We start from the raw sequence: 18,584 nt of genomic DNA, 5'->3' as shown, positions 1-18,584 counted from the left end.
CCAAAGAGAACTCCTATCATGGCCATCCGCAGCTTCCAGAACCACACCCCCCGCCTGGGCGAACGCGCCTTCGTCGACCGCAGTGCGGTGGTGCTGGGAGACGTCGAGATCGGTGCTGACAGCTCGGTGTGGCCACTGACCGTGATCCGCGGCGATATGCACCGTATCCGCATCGGTGCGCGCACCAGCGTGCAGGACGGCAGTGTGCTGCACATCACCCATGCCGGGCCGTTCAACCCCGAAGGCTTTGCGCTGCTGATCGGCGATGAAGTAACCATTGGTCACAAAGTCATGCTGCACGGATGCACCCTGGGCAACCGGATCCTGGTAGGCATGGGCAGCACCATCATGGATGGCGCCGTGGTCGAGGACGACGTGATCATCGGCGCCGGCAGCCTGGTGCCCCCGGGCAAGCGGCTTGAAAGCGGCTTTCTGTACGTCGGCAGCCCGGTCAAGCAAGCCCGCGCGCTGACCGAAAAGGAACGTGCGTTCTTCCCCTACAGCGCCAGCAACTACGTCAAACTCAAGGACCAGCACCTGGCCGAAGGCTACCACCTGCCTGAGTAAACCTGCCTGACGCACTAATCGAGATTGCCATGCACCAGCAAAACATCCTTTTCGACCTCGACGGCACCCTGACCGATCCGCGCCTGGGTATTACCCGTTCGATCCAGTACGCCCTGGCCAAGCTCGGTATCGACGAGCCGGACCTCGCTCGCCTGGAGCACTTCATCGGCCCGCCGCTTCTGCAGGCCTTCATGCAGTTCTACCACTTCGACGAGGCCAGGGCCTGGGAGGCGGTGAACTTCTACCGCGAGCGCTTCAAGGTGACGGGACTCTATGAGAACCAGGTGTTCGATGGCGTCAGCGAACTGCTCCAGGCCCTGAACGGGCAGGGCAGGACGCTGTACATCGCCACCTCCAAACCGTGGGAGTTCGCCCGTGAGATCGCCCGGCATTTCGAGTTCGATCATCACTTCAAGGTGATCTACGGCAGTGAGCTGGACGGCACCCGGACCAACAAGGTCGAGTTGATTGCCCACCTGCTGGCTGAAGAGTCGCTGGACCCGGCACAGACGCTGATGATCGGCGATCGCAAGCACGATCTGATCGGTGCCCGCAGCAATGGCCTGGAGGCGGTCGCGGTTGGGTACGGGTTTGGTAGCCATGAAGAACTCACGGCGGAGCAACCGGCTTATCACTTTGCCACGCTGAGTGAGCTGCACCGGGCATTCATGCGGGCCTGAAGGCCCTATCGCGGGGCAATCCCGCTCCTGCCGATGTGGGAGCCGGCTTGCCCCGCGATGTCTTCAAGCTGTCGATGGCGCTGCTCGACCGGCAGGCGCCCCAACCCCTCAACCCTTGCGTAAAACACCTCCCAATCCCCACTCACCTGCGCAAACAGCCCCGCAAACGCCGGCACCCACTGGTCATACAATCCAAACGGCAGCAGCTTGGCATTGTTCATCGGTGCATTGATCCAGCCGTCATACCGTCCAGCGCCGTTCCACTGGGTATCCCGCATCGCCCGGTACTCTCGACGCAAGCGCTCGAACTCGGCCTGCTTGCCCGCCCGTTTGGCTGATTCGGTGAGCGGCGAGGCATACAACGCCTTGAGCCGTTCCCGGCTGGCCAGCACCAGCTCGACAAACTGGTCACGCTGCCGGTTCTCGTCCCGCTGTTGCGGTGGCAAACCGCGGGCCGCTCGCCACTGGCGGGTACCCTCCTGTTCGACGAAGGTGGCGAAGGACTCATTGAAGGCGGTGTCGTCCGCCACATAGAAACGTTGATGCGCCAGCTCATGGAAGATCACCGTGGCCAGTCGCTCATCCCCCCAGCGCAGCATGGTGTTGAGGATCGGATCATCGAACCAGCCCAGTGTCGAATAGGCTTCCACCCCACCGATGTACACATCCAGTCCCTGCTGCTTCTGCAACGCCGCCGCGCCACGGGCCGCGCCCTGGCTGTAGAAGCCGCGATAGGCGACGCATCCGGCAATCGGAAAGCAGTGGGTTTTGGGCTCCAGGGAAAACTCCGGGGTGGCGAACACGTTCCAGACCACGAACGGACGCTCGAGGTCGGCATACACCCGATAGCTGCGGTTATCCGGCAGTTTCAGACGCTCGCTGGCAAACGCCCGGGCGTGTTCGGCCTGCAGCAGATGCTGGCGAAGCATGGGGGGCGTAGCGGGGTCGGCCAACATATCCGCCACGGGTTTACGGGCTTGCAGCAGCTGCCATTGGCCACTGGCCAGTTGCCCGTAGTAACTGACGCTGGCACAACCGTTCAGCAGGACACCCAGCGACAAGGGAACCAAACAGCGAAAAATGCGGTCGAGTGCCCGGTGACTTGAGCGCAACAAAAGAAATAGTCGAAGCATCCGCGTCCTGTCTTCTCGCTCAAGGGTTTATCCGCTTCAAGACTATCCTGCCCGGCTGGAGTTTTGCCATGCGTACACTGCTTGTCGTTAGCGGTTTTGTGCTGTTGTCCGGCTGTGCCGGGCTACCCGCCCCCGATCCCAACCAGGCCTGGATCGACCTTGCGTCGAACCCGGATGAAGCCTTGCACGCCGTGCAAGTGGATGATCGCGACTGGGCCGACAAGCGCTACTTTGAAGTACCGCCAGGCAGCCATGAGCTGACCGTGCGCTACCTGTTCCCGGTGACACCGAGCAACATCGGCCCGGACAGCGAGCCGCTATGGCGCGATTGCCAATTGAACGTGAAATACAAGGATTTCAATGCCGGCCAGCGCTACCACCTGGAAGCCGGCAGTATTGGTTTCCGGCCGTGGGCCAGGTTGTTCGACGGTCAGGGAAAACTGGTCGGCAAAGGTCTACCGGCGGGCTGCCAGCGCACCTGATAGTGCGAATGGCGCTATGCTTGTGCTTTGTAGGTTGCAAGCGGGAGTTTGCCATGCGCCAGCCAATGATGCTGATCGCCCTCAGTACCCTGGGGGCTTGCGCCAGCCCCTTGCCGCCAGTCGACAGCAAGCAGGCCTGGGTCGACCTCTATACCATGACGCCTGGCAAGTTGCTGATGGCCGACCGCCTGGACGGCGAGCGCCTGAGCGACGGGCGTTATTTCCAGGTCACCCCCGGCAAGCACGAGCTGACCGTAAGGTTCGACTACGAGGTGTATGCCGGCGGCTTCTCGGTCGATCCGGTCGACCGCACCTGCTACCTGAAAGTGCGCTACGACCACTTCGAAGCCGGCAAACGCTACCGCCTCGAAGCCCGGGCTCCGGCCATGCAGCCCAGCGCCTATCTCTACGACCCGCAGCGCAAGGTCGTTGCCGAAGAAGACAACGACATCTTCTGCATCCCCTGACGCTTAGCGATCATTCTTTTGGTAGATGATTTTCCTGGTGCCCCCGTCGCAACTGCCCACCACCATATTCTGGTCGTGGACTTCGTCGTTACGCACGATTTCCAGGGTATAGGACGTTACCCCGCGGGCCTGGATCTTCGCCTCGATCTCGGCCTTGAGTTCTTCGCAGGGTTTGGGCGCAGCCAGTGCAGTAGTCGCCAGCAATGACGCCAGCACAGCGATTGCGACACGAATCATGGGACAGCTCCTTGTGACGGCAAATAGTTTGCCGACGCCCATTTGACCACAAGAAGCGTGCCCCGGTTCTGCCTTAACCCACCAAGGTGGCGTCCAGGCTGATGGTTGCATTGAGCACTTTGGAGACCGGGCAGCCGGCCTTGGCCTTGTTGGCAATCTCGAGGAACTGCTCCTGGCTGGCGCCGGGCACCTTGGCCTTGAGAATCAGGTGCACGGCCGTGATAGCAAAGCCATCGTCCTTTTTATCGAGCGTCACCTCGGCGATGGTATCGATGCGATCGGGCGTAAAGCCTGCCTCGCCCAACATCATCGACAAGGCCATGGAAAAACAACCGGCATGGGCTGCGCCGATCAATTCTTCCGGGTTGGTGCCTGGCTGGCCTTCGAAACGGGTGTTGAACCCATAGGGGTTCTGCTTGAGCGCGCCACTTTCGGTAGAGAGCAGGCCCTTGCCATCCTTCAGGCCGCCTTGCCAAATGGCTGATGCTGTCTTTTTCATACCGCCTCCTGGGTGTATGTACGGCGCGGGTGGATGCGCTGCCTAAAGTTCAGAGGACACCCATGCGGGCAAGTTCAGCCCGATTTCACTCCAGGCATTGATTCCTCGGGATCTGCCCATACAGAGTTGGAAAGGCCTTGGCGTACTGCCGGCCGCACGACTGCCCAGGAGGCTCAGCAGCCCATGACGCGACTTGCAGACATCAAGTTTTCCACCCTCGATCTGGTTCCGGTTCGTGCAGAGGGTGGCCCGGCGCAATCCCTGCGCAACTCGCTGGATCTGGCGCAGCATGTGGAAAAGTTCGGGTACAACCGCTTCTGGGTCGCTGAACACCACAACATGGACGGCATAGCCAGCTCTGCAACGTCCGTGCTGCTCGGCTACCTGGCTGGCGGCACCTCGACCATCCGCGTCGGTGCGGGCGGCGTCATGCTGCCCAACCATGCCCCGCTGGTGATTGCCGAGCAGTTCGGTACCCTGGAAAGCCTATATCCCGGCCGTATCGACCTGGGCCTGGGTCGTGCGCCGGGCTCCGACCAGATGACCGCCCGCGCCTTGCGCCGTGAACGCTCCGGCAGCGCTGACGACTTTCCCGATGACGTAGAAGAGCTGGTGCGCTACCTGGGCCCACGCACACCGGATCAGAAAGTCATTGCCGTACCGGGCTATGGTACCCAGGTACCGATCTGGCTGCTCGGCTCGAGCCTGTTCAGCGCCCAATTGGCCGGCATGCGCGGTCTGCCCTATGCCTTCGCCTCGCATTTCGCACCCCGCTATATGCATGAAGCCATCCGCATTTACCGCGATCACTTCCAGCCTTCGGCGGTGCTCGACAAGCCCTATGTGATGCTCGGGGTGCCGTTGGTCGCTGCCGATACCGACGAGCAGGCCGATTACCTGGCGACTTCGGTGTACCAGCGCATCCTCGCCCTGATGCGCGGTCAGAGCCTGGTGCAGCGCCCGCCCGTGCAGACCATGGACGGCCTGTGGCTGCCCCATGAGCGCGAGGCGGTGGGAAGTTTCCTGGGCCTGGCGATGGTTGGCGGGCCGCAGAAGATCCGCGCCAAGCTGGAGGTGCTGCTGGAGCAGACCCAGGCCGATGAGCTGATTTTTACCTGTGACGTGTATGAACATGCGGACCGGATTCGGTCCTATGAGCTGCTGGCGCAGGTGATGCGGGGCAATTGAGAGACTGATCGCGGGGCAAGCCCGCTCCTACCTGATGTGCAGGAGCGGGCTTGCCCCGCGATATTTTCAACGTTTATAGACGATTTCCTTGGTCCCGCCTTCGCAGGTACCTACGACCTTGCCGTCAGTGGCAGCGCCCTTGTCGACAATCTCCAGTGAATAACCGCTGACGCCCTTGGCGTCGATCTTGGCGGCTATTTCACTCTTCAATTCTTCACAGGGCTTGCCCGCTGCCAGCGCAGTGCCTGCCAGCGTCATCAATCCCAGTGCAACTACCAACGTCTTCATCGATCGCTTTCCTTGTTCAGATCAAAGTAGAGAAGGGCGCCGGCGCACGTCCGGTCGCCTCAGGACTGTGTAACCCAATTGATCCGCACAAGCCAGTGGCACGGATCAGCTGTTGGCGATACGGAAGCCCACCTTCAGCGTTACCTGAAAATGCGCCGCCTTGTTGTCCTTGATATGGCCACGGGTGTCGATCACTTCGAACCATTCAAGGTGCTTGATGCTCTTGCCGGCTTCGGCCAATGCATTGTTGATCGCGTCTTCTATGCTGGTGGGCGACGAGCCGACAAGTTCGATTTTCTTGTAGGTGTGGTGATCGGACATGAGCAGTCTCCTTTTCGGGTATGAGCTTTGAGCCTAGCAGTGCAGGGCTGTTTTACCTGCGAGCGGCAAACACCGGGAAAAGTTCGACTGCACTTTCCGGTCCCCGCGAAGTCGGAACCAGAACAGTTCACTCACACCTCGAAGGAGAGTCACCATGGCCAACCATTCGCTGCGTAAAGCGTCGCTGCAAAGCATGGAAGCGGAGATCGAAAGCCTTCTCAAGTCGTTGGAAAGCCTCAAGGACGACGCCTCGGACGAGTCGCGCAAAACCCTGAAGACGCTCAAGGGCAACGCCGAGAACGCCTTGCGTCACTCGCGCAGCCTGCTCAGCGATGCCTACGAAGAAGTGAAGACCAAAACTCGCGAGACCAGCCTGGCGACCCGCGACTACGCCCAACAACATCCCTGGACCACCGCCGGTGTCGCCGTCGGCGCACTGGGGCTGCTCGCGGCGTACCTGATGTGCAAACGCGGCAACTAAGCGACCTGGCGCGCCAACTCGGCGCGCAACCATCCGGCCAATTGCTCGGCGCGCCCGTCTGCGGCGCGTCGCGGCACCCATAGCGCCAGCGCCGCCTGGGTCTGGCAAAAGCCCCAGGGCGCCGCCAAGCGTCCGGCGCGCAGGTCGTCGGCTACCAGTGGCTGCGGTGCAATCGCCACCCCCAAGCCCGCCACCGCAGCTTCCAGCAAGTAATACAGGTGCTCGAAATCCTGCCCATAGCGCAGCGACTCGGGATCGATCCCCTGTTGCCGGGCCCAGTTCGGCCAGGCTTGCGGGCGCGAAGTAGTCTGCAGCAGTGTTTCTTCCAGCAGGGCCCGAGCGGGCGCCTGCTGCAGGCGGGCGAAGCCGGCAAAGTGCGGGCTCAGCACCGGGCCGATACGCTCCTCGGCCAGCACATGGACCTGCATGTCGGCCGGCCACGGCGGCTCGGCGAACACCAGCAAGGCGTCCAGGCCCGGGCGTCGTGGGTCCAGGTCGCCTTCGCCCGCCGATAGATGCAAGCGCAGTTCGGGCAGGTCGGCCTTGAGCCGACCAAGACGCGGAATGAACCAGCGCGCCAGCAGGCTGCCGGAGCAGCCCAGCACGAACGGCGCATCGGCGCCGCTCTGGCCCAGTTCTGTACAGACACTACGCAAACGGTCGAAGGCATCGAAACTGGCATCACGCAGGCGTAACCCGGCATCTGTGAGTTTAATGCCACGCCCGTCCTTGACGAACAAACTCACGCCCAGATGCTCTTCGAGCACCTTCAATTGTCGGCTGACGGCCCCATGGGTCACATGCAGCTGTTCGGCTGCCTGGCTGACGCTACCGAGCCGGGCAGTGGCTTCGAACGCCCGCAGGGCATTGAGAGGAGGCAGGTCCTGGCGCATGACGTGTGAGTTTTCCTGACGTGTTGTCGCAATCTTATCGGTTTTCAGCCGGGCGTGTCGTGGTTACAGTAAAGCCATTCCCCGTCTTGATAACGCCCTGGAGCGACCCATGACTCAGACCAACTTCCGCGCCGGCCCCGATGCCAATGGCCTGTTTGGCGCATTCGGCGGCCGCTACGTGGCTGAAACCCTGATGCCGCTGGTGCTCGACCTTGCCCGCGAATACGAAGCAGCCAAGGCCGATCCCGAGTTTCTTGAGCAGCTGGCCTACTTCCAGCGCGATTACATCGGCCGCCCCAACCCGCTGTACTTCGCCGAGCGCCTCACCGAGCACTGCGGCGGCGCGAAGATTTTCTTCAAGCGTGAAGAACTCAACCACACCGGTGCCCACAAGGTGAATAACTGCATCGGCCAGGTGCTGCTGGCCAAGCGCATGGGCAAAAAACGCCTTATCGCCGAAACCGGCGCCGGCATGCACGGTGTGGCCACCGCCACCGTGGCTGCACGTTTCGGCCTGCCCTGCGTGATCTACATGGGCGCCACCGACATCGAGCGCCAGCAGGCCAACGTATTTCGCATGAAGCTGCTGGGCGCCGAGATCGTTCCGGTCACCGCCGGCACCGGCACCCTCAAGGACGCCATGAACGAGGCCCTGCGCGACTGGGTCACCAACGTCGACGACACCTTCTACCTGATCGGCACCGTTGCCGGCCCGCATCCGTACCCGGCCATGGTCCGCGACTTCCAGTCGATCATCGGCAAGGAAACCCGCGAGCAACTGCAGGCCAAGGAAGGGCGCCTGCCCGACAGCCTGATCGCCTGCGTCGGCGGCGGCTCCAACGCCATGGGCCTGTTCCACGACTTCCTCGATGACACCAGCGTGCAGATCATCGGCGTCGAAGCCGGTGGACATGGTGTCGATACCGACAAGCATGCTGCCAGCCTCAACGGCGGTGTGCCGGGTGTACTGCACGGCAACCGCACCTACCTGCTGCAGGATGCCGACGGCCAGATCACTGACGCCCACTCGATTTCCGCAGGCCTGGACTACCCTGGCATCGGCCCGGAGCACGCCTACCTGCATGAAGTGAAGCGCGTCGAATACGTCAGCATCACCGACGACGAAGCCCTGGCTGCATTCCACACCACCTGCCGCCTGGAAGGCATCATTCCTGCGCTGGAAACCTCCCACGCGCTGGCCGAAGCGATCAAACGCGCCCCGACCCTGCCCAAGGATCACCTGATGGTGGTATGCCTCTCCGGGCGTGGCGACAAAGACATGCAAACCGTGATGAGCCATATGGCCGCCCAGGAGAAACAGGCATGAGCCGTCTTGAACAACGCTTCGCTGAGCTCAAGGCCGAAGGCCGCTCTGCACTGGTTACCTTCGTCACCGCCGGCGACCCGGGCTACGACGCCTCGCTGGCGATCCTCAAGGGCCTGCCGGCTGCCGGCGCCGACGTGATCGAACTGGGCATGCCGTTCACCGACCCGATGGCCGACGGCGTGGCCATCCAGCTGGCTACCCTGCGCGCCCTGGATGCCGGACAGACCCTGGCTAAAACCCTGCAGATGGTTCGCGAGTTCCGCGTCGACAACCAGACCACACCGATCGTGCTGATGGGCTACTACAACCCGATCCACCGCTTTGGCGTCGAGGCCTTCGTGGCCCAGGCCAAGGAAGTCGGTGTGGATGGCCTGATCATCGTCGACCTGCCGCCCGAACACGACGCCGAGCTGGCAACCCCGGCCCAGGCCGCCGGCATCGACTTCATCCGCCTGACCACGCCGACCACCGATGATGTGCGCCTGCCGCGCGTGCTGGAGCGCAGTTCCGGTTTCGTCTACTACGTATCGGTCGCGGGCGTGACCGGTGCGGGTTCAGCGACCACCGAGCACGTCAGCAGCGCCATCGAACGCCTGCGTCGGCACACCGACCTGCCAATCAGCGTTGGTTTTGGTATTCGCACGCCAGAACAGGCGGCGGCCATTGCCAAACTGGCCGATGGAGTGGTGGTGGGGTCTGCACTGGTCGACAAGATCGCCAATGCCAAGACTGCCGAGCAGGCCGTGGGCGATGTGCTTGAGCTGTGCTCGGCGCTGGCCCAGGGTGTGCGGGGCGCGCGCAAGGCGTGAGGCCCGGTCGCTGGGCAGGCCCGCTCCTACCGTAGGAGCGGGCCTGCCCAGCGATGACTATTCAAAGATCGACAGATCCAGGGGGCGCACAGCCCCCATCCAGATCGCATGATCCCGGTGATCCGCCAGCTCATCCCCGGTCAGCGGATGCAGAAACACCACCAGTCCCCGCCGGTACAACGCCAACCAGGGCAACACCACCCCCACCACCTCCGGCCCGAACGCCAACTGGCAGCTCCAGTCCGGATGCGGTCCGACGGGCTTTTGGTGCATGCGCCCCATGGTCACCGGAAACAGCTTGGCTGCCTCTTCACACAACTCTCGGGCCTGCTCCATGGTGCTGGCGTCGTAGTAAACGTGGGCGTGATATCCCTTGATCCTCTGCACGAAAACTCCTGAATCTCTGCGAACCCGAGCCTGCGCCCGAGAGTCAAACGATCACCCGTAAGCGACGGAGTGATGCCGTGAAAAATGCCGAAACCTACACCTTCAAGGTCACGCTGTTCGGCGCCTTGAGTGGCCTGGGCAGTGCGCTGATGGCCGAACTGCTCAAGCGCCAGCATGAGGTGATCGTGATCATCGACGACCTCAACCAGCTGGCACCTCGCCCGGGCCTGCACTGCAAGTACGGTGGCCTGAAAGACACCGACCAGGCCGAGCAGAGCGTGGCGGGCAGCTCAGCGGTGATTTGCCTGTTACCCGCACTGGCCCCAGACGACCCTCGCGCACAGCTGCATTGTGTCCACGCCCTGCTCGATGGCATGTCTCGCACGACTATACGCCGGCTCCTGCTGGTCGGCGATTTCAGCGTCCTCGAGCATCCCGACCAGCATAGCGAGCAACAACGCCAGTGCATCGGCCATATGGTCGATCTGTTGCAACGCAGCACCTTGCAATGGACATTGATCAACGCCCCGCAGGAGGTCGCCGGCCTGGGCATCGAGCACTTCCATCACACCCATGGCACCCTCGAACCGGGCCTTGCCGAACCACTGCAACGCCTGTCCCGGATCGCCGCCGGTATGGCCGATACCCTGGAGCTCAAGCTGCATCAGGGCGAGCATGTGAACTTCGTGCTCTAGCGCGCCTGCTCGTCCCGCAGCCACTCGACAAAGCGTTCGATCAGCGCGCCACGACGTTTGCGCGGTGGCAGCACCACGTAGTACCCCCGCGAAGAGCTCACCTGCTCGCTGATAGGCCGGCACAACAGGCCCTGATCCAGCAGGTCATCCACCAGGTGACGCCAGCCGATGGCGACGCCCTGGCCAGCGATGGCCGCCTGAATGAGCAGGGTGTAGTTGTCAAAACGCAACGGACCTTGGCTCGGCGGGCTGGCGATACCCAACTGGCGGAACACGCCGCCCCAGTCGAACCAGCGGCTGGCGCTCTCGCCGCGCAAATGCAGCAAGGGCAATTGCAGCAGGCTGCGCGCCGGCAGGGGCACGGCCTGCTGCTCGACCAGGCGGGGGCTGCAGACCGGGAACACTTGTTCATCGAACAGCCAGTGGCTTTCGCCCTGATGAAAGCGCCCATCACCGAACAGGATCGCCACGTCGACATCCGGGCGCAGCATGGCGTGGCTGCGTTCGCTGGTTACCAGGCTCACATCGACCTGCGGGTTGCCCTGATGAAAGCGCTGCAACCGCGGCATCAGCCAATAGGCCGCAAAGGCAAAGTCGGTTGCGACCTGGAGCACCTCATGCTGGTCGCGGCCACTGACCTGCGCCACGCCCTCGTCCAGGCACACCATGCCCTGATGAACCTGCTCGAACAGCACCTGGCCGGCCTCGGTCAGTTCGATACCGCGATAGATGCGATCGAACAGGCGCGCGCCCAGCTGCTTTTCAAGTCGCTTGATCTGCTGGCTGACCGCAGGTTGGGTGGTGCCCAGCTCGACCGCCGCGGTAGTGAAACTGCGCTGGCGAGCAGCGACTTCGAACACCCGCAAGGCGTCCAGTGACAAACCATCAAGGCGCTCAAACATAAGCTCTGCTAATCCCAGTCATTGCCCGCCATGGGCTTTACCGTAGTTACCCACAGCCGCATGCTCGATTACAGCACTTTCCCATAACGAACACCTATGGAACGCGGTGACTCCATGAAGCGCAAGAACATTCTTTTCATCATGGCCGACCAAATGGCGGCGCCCTTGTTGCCCATCTACGCCTCCTCGCCGATCAAGATGCCGCATTTGACTCGCCTGGCCAGCGAGGCTGTGGTCTTCGATGCCGCCTATTGCAACAGTCCGCTGTGTGCGCCGTCGCGCTTTACCCTGGTCAGCGGCCAATTGCCGAGCAAGATCGGCGCCTACGACAACGCGGCAGATTTCCCCGCCGATATCCCCACCTATGCCCATTACCTGCGGCGCCTGGGTTATCGCACCGCGCTGTCGGGCAAGATGCACTTTTGCGGGCCCGACCAGTTGCACGGCTACGAAGAACGATTGACCAGCGACATTTACCCCGCCGACTACGGTTGGGCGGTCAATTGGGACGCGCCCGATGTGCGTCCCAGCTGGTACCACAACATGTCATCCGTGCTGCAGGCCGGGCCTTGCGTACGCACCAACCAGCTGGATTTCGATGAGGAGGTGGTCTTCAAGGCCCGCCAGTACCTGTTCGATCACGTGCGCGAGGCTGGTGACAGGCCATTCTGCCTGACCGTGTCAATGACCCATCCCCACGACCCGTACACCATTCCCAAAGCCTTCTGGGACCTGTACCAGAACGACGAGATTCCGTTGCCGAGCCAGCGCTACCCCCAGGAAACGCTGGACCCCCACTCCCAACGCCTGCTCAAGGTCTACGACCTGTGGGATAAACCGCTACCTGTGGATAAGATCCGCGATGCCCGCCGCGCGTACTTCGGCGCCTGCAGCTACATCGACAGCAACATCGGCAAGCTGCTGCAGACCCTGGAAGAAACCGGGCTGGCCGACGACACGTTGATCGTGTTCTCCGGCGACCATGGCGACATGCTTGGCGAGCGCGGCCTCTGGTACAAGATGCACTGGTTCGAGATGTCGGCGCGGGTGCCGCTGCTGGTGTACGCGCCCGGACAGTTCAAGCCGGCGCGTGTCAGCGCTGCCGTATCCACCTGCGACCTGCTGCCGACCCTTGTGGCCCTCGCTGGCGGCAGCCTGGAGCCGCAGTTGCCGCTCGATGGACGCTCGCTGCTGGGCCATCTGCAGGGCCAGGGCGGCCACGATGAAGTGATCGGCGAATACATGGCCGAAGGCACTGTCGGGCCCTTGATGATGATTCGCCGCGGGGCCTACAAATTCATCTACAGCGAAGACGACCCTTGCCTGCTGTACGACCTTGAGCACGATCCACAGGAGTGCGAAAACCTGGCAGGCAGCCCTGATCACCAGGCGCTGCTGCAGGCATTTGTCGATGAAGCCCGACAGCGCTGGGACATCCCGGTGCTGCGCCAGCAAGTACTCGACAGCCAGCGCCGTCGTCGCCTGGTGGCCGAGGCCCTGGCCATCGGCACACTCAAGAGCTGGGACCACCAACCATTGGTGGATGCCAGCCAGCAGTACATGCGCAATCACATTGATCTCGACGACCTGGAACGCAAGGCACGTTATCCACAACCCGCCCAGTAATCATCCCGCGAGGCTGTCATGAAAAGGTTATCCACAAGCATCATTGCGGTTGTCTTGAGCCTTGCCAGCCTCGGCGCCCGCGCCGAGAGCGATTGCAGTACGGTGAAGATGGCCGACCCCGGCTGGAGCGACATCGCCGCCACCAACGCCGTGGCCCGTCTGTTGCTCGAAGGCATGGGCTACAAGACCCGAGTCGACAGCCTGGCCGTGCCGATCATTTATGGCGGGCTCAAGGATGGGTTGGTGGACGTCTTTCTCGGCAACTGGATGCCGGCCCAGCAGGGTTTCCATGACAGGTTCGTCGCCAGCGGCGAGGTACAGCAACTGGCGCGCAACCTGGAAGGTACTCAATTCACCCTGGCCGTGCCCGAGTATGTGTGGGATGCAGGTGTGCGGGACTTCGCCGACCTGCAACGCTTTGCCGACCGGTTCGACCAGAAGATCTACGGCATCGGCGCAGGCGCACCGGCCAACCTGTCGCTCAAGGACATCATCAGCAAGAATGCCTTCAACCTCGGCGGCTGGAAGCTGGTGGAGTCCAGTGAACAAGCCATGCTCGCCCAGGTCCATCGCGCGGCCAAGCGCCAGCGGTTCATCGCCTTCCTGGGCTGGACGCCGCACCCCATGAACGTGCAGATGAAGCTGCGCTACCTGAGTGGAGGCGAGCAGTGGTTCGGCAGCACCGGCAGCGTCTATACCCTGGCCCGCAAAGGTTATCCACAGGCTTGCCCGAACGTTGCGCGGCTGTTCGACAACCTCACCTTCAGCCGGGACATGGAGAACACCATCATGGCGCAGGTTGTGGATAACAAAGTCAGCTACGAGGCAGCAGCCAGAGCCTGGATCAAGGCACACCCGGCGCAGCTCGACCATTGGCTCGAAGGTGTAACCCACCTCGATGGTGGCGATGCATTGTCGGCCGTGAAAGCCAGACTGTAATGGCGCCGCAACTTGCACCGACAAGCCGGACACCGCACCCTGTACAGCTTGTGCATGCGATAGAGACTGTCCATGGCCCGGCCTGATCGCCACCGTTTGTTGCCGTTCCTCAGTTGGCTGCCCCAGCAGACCCGTGGCAGTGTGCGCCGTGATCTGCTGGTGGGCTTGAGTGGCGCGATCCTCGCGCTGCCGCAGTCGATCGCCTACGCGCTGATCGCCGGCCTGCCCGCCGAATACGGCCTGTACGCTGCCATTGTGCCGGTGCTTATCGCCTGCCTCTGGGGGTCGTCGTGGCACCTGATCTGCGGGCCGACGGCGGCGATCTCCATCGTCCTCTATGCCAGCGTCAGCCCGCTGGCCATCAGCGGCAGCGACGACTACATCACCCTGATTCTGCTGCTGACGTTCCTGGGCGGGGTCTTTCAGTGGTTGCTCGGACTGCTGCGCTTTGGCGCCCTGGTCAACTTCGTTTCTCATTCGGTGGTGCTGGGCTTCACCCTCGGCGCCGCCGTGGTCATCGCCCTGGGGCAACTGCCAAACCTGATGGGTCTTGACCTGCCCAGCCAGGCCACCGCACTGAAAACCCTGGAAAGCCTGCTGGAACATGCCGGCGAGGTGGATTGGCCATCCCTTGCGCTGGGGCTGGGCACCCTGGTGCTGGGCGTTGCCCTCAAGCTGCTGCGTCCACGCTGGCCCGGCCTGTTGATAACCCTGGGCATCGCCGGTGGGCTGGTCTGGCTGTTGCCCGGCGTGTTCGGCCATGTGCAGTTGGTGCCCGGGTTCGTCGGCCAGTTGCCGCCCTTGAGCCCTTTGCCGTTGTGGGACCTGGAGCTGATCCTGCGCCTGCTGCCCAGCGCCGTGGCGGTCGGCATGCTAGGCCTGGTGACGAGCCTGTCGATTGCCCGCTCGCTGTCGTCACGCTCGGAGCAGCTGATCGATGCCAACCAGGAAATCCGCGCCCAGGGCTTGTCGAACATTGTCGGCAGTTTTTTCTCCGGCTACCTGTCGTCAGGCTCCTTCACCCGTTCAGGGCTCAGCTATGACGCCGGGGCCCACTCGCCGCTCGCGGGCGTGTTCTCGGCACTTTGGGTCGCGCTGTTTGCGGTGGCGGGTGCCGGCCTGATCGCGCATATTCCGATCCCGGCCATGGCCGGCAGCATCCTGCTGATCTGCTGGGGCTTGAACGATCACCGAGCCATGCGCGCGTTGTGGCGGGTCAGCCGTTCCGAGTTCCTGGTGATGGCGCTGACCGCGGCGGCGACCTTGCTGCTGGAGTTGCAGACCGCCATCTATGCCGGCGTGCTGGCATCGCTGTTCTTCTACCTCAAGCGCACCTCGCGCCCACGGGTGCAACAATTTCGTGAAGGTGATGCCGATGTGCTGCGGGTCGGGGGGTCGATATTCTTCGGCGCCAGCCATTACCTGCAGGTGCGCCTGCAACGTTGCCAGGGCCCCGATGTGATCATCGATGCCCGGCAGATCAACTTCATCGATTATTCCGGGGTCGACATGCTCCACCGCGAAGCCCGCCGCCTGGGCCGGGCAGGGGGCAGCCTGACGCTGCATCGGGCGCGACCGCAGGTGATCGAGGAATTGCACAAGCTGGAAGGGGCGACGAACTGCCCGATACGATTTGAGGGGTGAAAACATCGCGGGGCAAGCCTGCTCCTGTAGGAGCGGGCTTGCCCCGCGATTCAACTACTAGCCTCGCGCCAATTGACGACGAAGCTCATCCAGCACCGGCCCGGTCTCAGGCCGCACGCCACGCCAGATGAAGAAGGCTTCGGCAGCCTGCTCGGCCAGCATGCCCAAGCCATCCAGCACCTTGGCCGCCTTGTGCTCAGTGGCCCACTGGCAGAACGGCGTAGGCTCCTTGGCGTACATCATGTCGTAGCACACGGTCTTGCCCGGCTCGATCAGGTGGGCGGAGATGGGTGGCAGTTCACCGGCCAGGCTTGCCGAAGTGGCGTTGATGATGAGGTCGACCGGCTCCTGCAACCAGCCGAATCCACTGGCCGCCACCGAGCCTAGGTCGGCGAACTCACGGGCCAGTTGCTCGGCCTTTTCCACGGTTCGGTTGGCAATCACCAGCGACGCCGGGTCATGCGCCAGCAGTGGCTCCAGTACCCCGCGAACAGCACCACCGGCGCCCAGCAGCAAAATACGCTTGCCGCGCAACTGGACCCCGGCGTTGACGGTCAGGTCACGCACCAGGCCCGCACCATCGGTATTGTCGCCTTGCAGGCTGCCGTCGGCCAGTTTGCTCAAGGTGTTCACCGCCCCGGCGCGCTTGGCCCGTGGCGTCAGGCTGTCGACCAGGCGGTAGGCTTCTTCCTTGAACGGCACCGTGACGTTGGCGCCCAGGCCTTGCTTGAAGAACCCCAGAGCACACACGGTGAAGTCGTCCAGCGGCGCCAGCAGGGTGTTGTACTCCAGCTGCTGGCCGGTCTGGTCGGCAAACAGCCGGTGAATCAACGGCGACTTGCTGTGGCCGATCGGGTTGCCGAATACAACGTACTGGTCCATTCACGCGGTTCCTGGGTCGGGGCCGGTTTGCCCGGCAAAGTTATCCACACAGCGGTTTCAACGAACGGGCTTGGCCTCGCCAATCCAGTCGCGATCCTGCAGGAAGTACTCGGTCAGGCGAGCCTCTTCACTACCCGGTGCAGGTTTCCAATCGTACCCCCAACGCACCTGCGGTGGCAGCGACATCAGGATCGACTCGGTGCGACCGCCCGACTGCAGGCCGAACAGCGTGCCGCGGTCGTAGACCAGGTTGAATTCGACGTAGCGGCCCCGGCGGAACTCCTGGAACTCGCGCTGCTCGGCCGTATAGGCCATGGCCTTGCGACGCTGCACGATCGGCAGGTAGGCCTCGACATAAGCATCGCCAATGGCGCGCATGAAGGCGAAGCAGGTGTCGAAGTCCCACTCGTTCAGGTCATCGAAGAACAAACCGCCGATACCGCGCGGCTCGCCACGGTGCTTGAGGTGGAAGTAGCGGTCGCACCAGGCCTTGTAGCGCGGGTAGACGTCCGCACCGAACGGCGCACAGGCGCGTTCGGCCACCTGGTGCCAGTGCAGGCAGTCTTCTTCGTTGCCGTAGTAGGGCGTCAGGTCGAAACCGCCACCGAACCACCAGACGGCCTCTTCGCCTTCTTTTTCGGCAATGAAGAAACGCACGTTGGCGTGGGACGTCGGCACATGGGGGTTGTGCGGGTGGATCACCAGCGACACGCCCAATGCCTCGAAACCACGACCGGCCAGTTCCGGACGATGGGCACTGGCCGAGGGTGGCAGGCCGCTGCCAAAGACGTGGGAGAAGTTCACACCGCCTTTTTCGATGACCTTGCCTTCGCCGATCACCCGGGTACGGCCGCCGCCGCCGGCTTCACGTGTCCAGGCGTCTTCGACAAAGCGGGCACCGCCGTCTTCGCTTTCGAGGGCGGCACAAATACGGTCTTGCAAGTCGAGCAGGTAGGCTTTCACGGCCTCGGTGCGGCTAGTCATCAGGTCACCTGGAGCGGGCATGAACAAATTCGGCGCGTAGCATACCACCGGCGGCAGGCGGGCCGCAGTTGACGGCGATCAAGCAAAGGCGTCCGATAGGGGTTTTGCGAACCCGACAGGAGAGTGCAGATGGCCAAGCGTATCCAGTTCAGCCAGCATGGGGGCCCCGAGGTCCTGCAACTGGTCGATTTCGAGCCTGCGGCCCCCGGCCCGCAACAAGTGCGCGTCCGCAACCAGGCCATCGGCCTGAACTTCATCGACACCTATTTTCGCAGCGGTCTGTATCCACCGCCGGCCTTGCCATCCGGGCTGGGCACCGAAGGTGCCGGAGTGGTCGAAGCCGTCGGCGATCAGGTGACGCGCCTGAAGGTAGGCGATCGCGTGGCCTACGCCGGCGGCCCGCTGGGTGCCTACAGCGAAGTGCATGTGCTGCCCGAGACCAATCTGGTCAAGCTGCCCGACAGCATCAGCTTCGAACAGGCAGCCGCGGTGATGCTCAAGGGCCTGACCGTGCAGTACCTGCTCAAGCAAACCTACGCCGTGCAACCTGGCGACACCATTCTGTTCCATGCCGCCGCCGGCGGCGTCGGCTCGCTGGCCTGCCAGTGGGCCAAGGCCCTGGGCGCCAGACTGATCGGCACTGTCAGCAGCGCCGAAAAGGCCGAGCGCGCCAAGGCGCTGGGGGCCTGGGCAACCATCGACTACAGCCGTGAAGACGTGGCGAAACGGGTGCTGGAGCTGACCGATGGGAAGAAATGCCCGGTGGTGTATGACGGCGTCGGCCAGGACACCTGGCTCACTTCGCTCGATTGCCTGGCGCCACGCGGCTTGATGGTCAGCTTCGGCAACGCCTCGGGCGCGGTGAGCGGGGTCAACCTGGGGATCCTGGCACAGAAGGGTTCGCTGTATGTCACGCGGCCGACCCTGGCCTCCTATGCCAATAACGCAGCCAACACCCAGGCGATGGCCGATGACCTGTTCGCGATGATCGCCAGCGGCAAAGTGACGGTGGATATCCAGCAGCGCTATGCACTGAGTGAAGCGGCCAAGGCGCAGACTGAACTGTCGGCGCGGCGTACCGTGGGGTCTACTGTGTTGTTGCCTTGAACTGATCGCGGGGCCAGCCCGCTCCTGATGCAGGAGCGGGTTGGCC

General features: G+C 63.0%; 23 protein-coding genes. 13 read left to right on the top strand and 10 right to left on the bottom strand.

Features of this window, described 5'->3' with window-relative positions; all coding sequences use genetic code 11:
* Window positions 1–18 precede the first annotated feature (18 nt).
* Both NPS58_RS19965 and NPS58_RS19960 read left to right on the top strand, forming a co-directional pair.
* Complete coding sequence (locus tag NPS58_RS19965; protein WP_274117013.1) at window positions 19–567, top strand: gamma carbonic anhydrase family protein; 549 nt, start codon at window positions 19–21, stop codon at window positions 565–567.
* A 29-nt stretch (window positions 568–596) separates the two neighbouring features.
* Window positions 597–1,247 carry an HAD family hydrolase gene (locus tag NPS58_RS19960; protein WP_274117012.1) on the top strand — a complete coding sequence of 217 codons (651 nt, stop codon included), beginning with the start codon at window positions 597–599 and terminating at the stop codon, window positions 1,245–1,247.
* Between the two features lie 5 nt (window positions 1,248–1,252).
* On the opposite strand, the gene NPS58_RS19955 is transcribed toward NPS58_RS19960, so the two are convergent.
* Entirely contained in the window at window positions 1,253–2,380 is a 1,128-nt protein-coding gene (locus NPS58_RS19955) for an aminopeptidase (RefSeq protein WP_274117011.1), read from the bottom strand.
* 68 nt (window positions 2,381–2,448) lie between these two features.
* On the opposite strand from NPS58_RS19955, the gene NPS58_RS19950 reads away from it, so the two are divergent.
* A complete protein-coding gene (locus NPS58_RS19950; RefSeq protein WP_274117010.1) occupies window positions 2,449–2,862 on the top strand; it encodes a hypothetical protein in 414 nt (137 codons plus the stop codon).
* A 53-nt stretch (window positions 2,863–2,915) separates the two neighbouring features.
* Entirely contained in the window at window positions 2,916–3,329 is a 414-nt protein-coding gene (locus NPS58_RS19945; RefSeq protein WP_274117009.1) for a hypothetical protein, read from the top strand.
* A gap of 3 nt (window positions 3,330–3,332) precedes the next feature.
* Here the strand turns inward: NPS58_RS19945 and NPS58_RS19940 are convergent, their stop codons facing one another.
* Both NPS58_RS19940 and NPS58_RS19935 read right to left on the bottom strand, forming a co-directional pair.
* On the bottom strand, window positions 3,333–3,566 hold the full coding sequence (locus NPS58_RS19940) for a DUF1161 domain-containing protein (protein WP_274117008.1): 234 nt from the start codon (window positions 3,564–3,566) through the stop codon (window positions 3,333–3,335).
* A gap of 73 nt (window positions 3,567–3,639) precedes the next feature.
* Window positions 3,640–4,065: an OsmC family protein gene (locus NPS58_RS19935; RefSeq protein ID WP_274117007.1), complete on the bottom strand. Its 426-nt coding sequence runs from the start codon at window positions 4,063–4,065 to the stop codon at window positions 3,640–3,642.
* A 183-nt stretch (window positions 4,066–4,248) separates the two neighbouring features.
* Here NPS58_RS19935 and NPS58_RS19930 point away from each other — a divergent pair, with 183 nt between their 5' ends.
* A complete protein-coding gene (locus NPS58_RS19930; RefSeq protein ID WP_274117006.1) occupies window positions 4,249–5,253 on the top strand; it encodes an LLM class flavin-dependent oxidoreductase in 1,005 nt (334 codons plus the stop codon).
* A gap of 66 nt (window positions 5,254–5,319) precedes the next feature.
* Here NPS58_RS19930 and NPS58_RS19925 read toward each other — a convergent pair whose 3' ends face one another.
* Window positions 5,320–5,541 carry a DUF1161 domain-containing protein gene (locus NPS58_RS19925; protein WP_274117005.1) on the bottom strand — a complete coding sequence of 74 codons (222 nt, stop codon included), beginning with the start codon at window positions 5,539–5,541 and terminating at the stop codon, window positions 5,320–5,322.
* Between the two features lie 105 nt (window positions 5,542–5,646).
* Complete coding sequence (locus tag NPS58_RS19920) at window positions 5,647–5,862, bottom strand: dodecin (RefSeq protein ID WP_274117004.1); 216 nt, start codon at window positions 5,860–5,862, stop codon at window positions 5,647–5,649.
* 154 nt (window positions 5,863–6,016) lie between these two features.
* Here NPS58_RS19920 and NPS58_RS19915 point away from each other — a divergent pair, with 154 nt between their 5' ends.
* Window positions 6,017–6,343 (top strand): DUF883 family protein, encoded by a 327-nt coding sequence (locus tag NPS58_RS19915; RefSeq protein WP_274117003.1) that lies wholly within the window; start codon window positions 6,017–6,019, stop codon window positions 6,341–6,343.
* Here NPS58_RS19915 and NPS58_RS19910 read toward each other — a convergent pair.
* Window positions 6,340–7,236 carry a LysR family transcriptional regulator gene (locus tag NPS58_RS19910; protein WP_274117002.1) on the bottom strand — a complete coding sequence of 299 codons (897 nt, stop codon included), beginning with the start codon at window positions 7,234–7,236 and terminating at the stop codon, window positions 6,340–6,342. The genes NPS58_RS19915 and NPS58_RS19910 overlap by 4 nt on opposite strands.
* Before the next feature lie 109 nt (window positions 7,237–7,345).
* Here NPS58_RS19910 and trpB point away from each other — a divergent pair, with 109 nt between their 5' ends.
* Window positions 7,346–8,563 (top strand): tryptophan synthase subunit beta, encoded by a 1,218-nt coding sequence (trpB, locus tag NPS58_RS19905; RefSeq protein WP_274117001.1) that lies wholly within the window; start codon window positions 7,346–7,348, stop codon window positions 8,561–8,563.
* Window positions 8,560–9,372 carry a tryptophan synthase subunit alpha gene (gene trpA, locus NPS58_RS19900; RefSeq protein WP_274117000.1) on the top strand — a complete coding sequence of 271 codons (813 nt, stop codon included), beginning with the start codon at window positions 8,560–8,562 and terminating at the stop codon, window positions 9,370–9,372. Before trpB ends, trpA begins: the two co-directional genes overlap by 4 nt.
* 57 nt (window positions 9,373–9,429) lie before the next feature.
* On the opposite strand, the gene NPS58_RS19895 is transcribed toward trpA, so the two are convergent.
* Entirely contained in the window at window positions 9,430–9,759 is a 330-nt protein-coding gene (locus tag NPS58_RS19895) for a DOPA 4,5-dioxygenase family protein (protein WP_274116999.1), read from the bottom strand.
* Between the two features lie 77 nt (window positions 9,760–9,836).
* On the opposite strand from NPS58_RS19895, the gene NPS58_RS19890 reads away from it, so the two are divergent.
* Window positions 9,837–10,454 carry an NAD(P)-dependent oxidoreductase gene (locus NPS58_RS19890; RefSeq protein WP_274116998.1) on the top strand — a complete coding sequence of 206 codons (618 nt, stop codon included), beginning with the start codon at window positions 9,837–9,839 and terminating at the stop codon, window positions 10,452–10,454.
* Here the strand turns inward: NPS58_RS19890 and NPS58_RS19885 are convergent.
* Window positions 10,451–11,356 carry a choline sulfate utilization transcriptional regulator gene (locus NPS58_RS19885; protein ID WP_274116997.1) on the bottom strand — a complete coding sequence of 302 codons (906 nt, stop codon included), beginning with the start codon at window positions 11,354–11,356 and terminating at the stop codon, window positions 10,451–10,453. The two genes, NPS58_RS19890 and NPS58_RS19885, sit on opposite strands and share 4 nt — an antisense overlap.
* Window positions 11,357–11,470: 114 nt before the next feature.
* Here NPS58_RS19885 and betC point away from each other — a divergent pair, with 114 nt between their 5' ends.
* The 3 genes from betC (at window position 11,471) to NPS58_RS19870 (ending at window position 15,565) form a co-directional block, all read left to right on the top strand.
* Window positions 11,471–12,982, top strand: coding sequence for a choline-sulfatase (betC, locus tag NPS58_RS19880; protein WP_274117580.1), 1,512 nt, complete (start codon window positions 11,471–11,473; stop codon window positions 12,980–12,982).
* 18 nt (window positions 12,983–13,000) lie between these two features.
* Window positions 13,001–13,921 carry a choline ABC transporter substrate-binding protein gene (gene choX / locus NPS58_RS19875; RefSeq protein WP_274116996.1) on the top strand — a complete coding sequence of 307 codons (921 nt, stop codon included), beginning with the start codon at window positions 13,001–13,003 and terminating at the stop codon, window positions 13,919–13,921.
* A gap of 72 nt (window positions 13,922–13,993) precedes the next feature.
* The gene (locus NPS58_RS19870) at window positions 13,994–15,565 is read left to right on the top strand and encodes a SulP family inorganic anion transporter (protein WP_274116995.1); all 1,572 of its coding nucleotides are present in this window, start codon (window positions 13,994–13,996) and stop codon (window positions 15,563–15,565) included.
* Window positions 15,566–15,622: 57 nt separating this feature from the next.
* Here the strand turns inward: NPS58_RS19870 and aroE are convergent, their stop codons facing one another.
* Window positions 15,623–16,447: a shikimate dehydrogenase gene (gene aroE, locus NPS58_RS19865; protein ID WP_274116994.1), complete on the bottom strand. Its 825-nt coding sequence runs from the start codon at window positions 16,445–16,447 to the stop codon at window positions 15,623–15,625.
* 57 nt (window positions 16,448–16,504) lie between these two features.
* Window positions 16,505–17,431 (bottom strand): oxygen-dependent coproporphyrinogen oxidase, encoded by a 927-nt coding sequence (gene hemF / locus NPS58_RS19860; RefSeq protein WP_274116993.1) that lies wholly within the window; start codon window positions 17,429–17,431, stop codon window positions 16,505–16,507.
* Window positions 17,432–17,560: 129 nt separating this feature from the next.
* Between hemF and NPS58_RS19855 the strand changes: the two genes are divergently transcribed.
* Window positions 17,561–18,538: an NADPH:quinone reductase gene (locus tag NPS58_RS19855; RefSeq protein ID WP_274116992.1), complete on the top strand. Its 978-nt coding sequence runs from the start codon at window positions 17,561–17,563 to the stop codon at window positions 18,536–18,538.
* Window positions 18,539–18,584: the final 46 nt, after the last annotated feature.

The sequence above is a fragment of the Pseudomonas putida genome, from assembly GCF_028682455.1.
GTDB lineage: Bacteria > Pseudomonadota > Gammaproteobacteria > Pseudomonadales > Pseudomonadaceae > Aquipseudomonas > Aquipseudomonas putida_AA.
The sequence above is the reverse complement of the archived record's forward strand: the minus strand, read 5'-3'. Positions and strand labels throughout refer to the sequence as shown.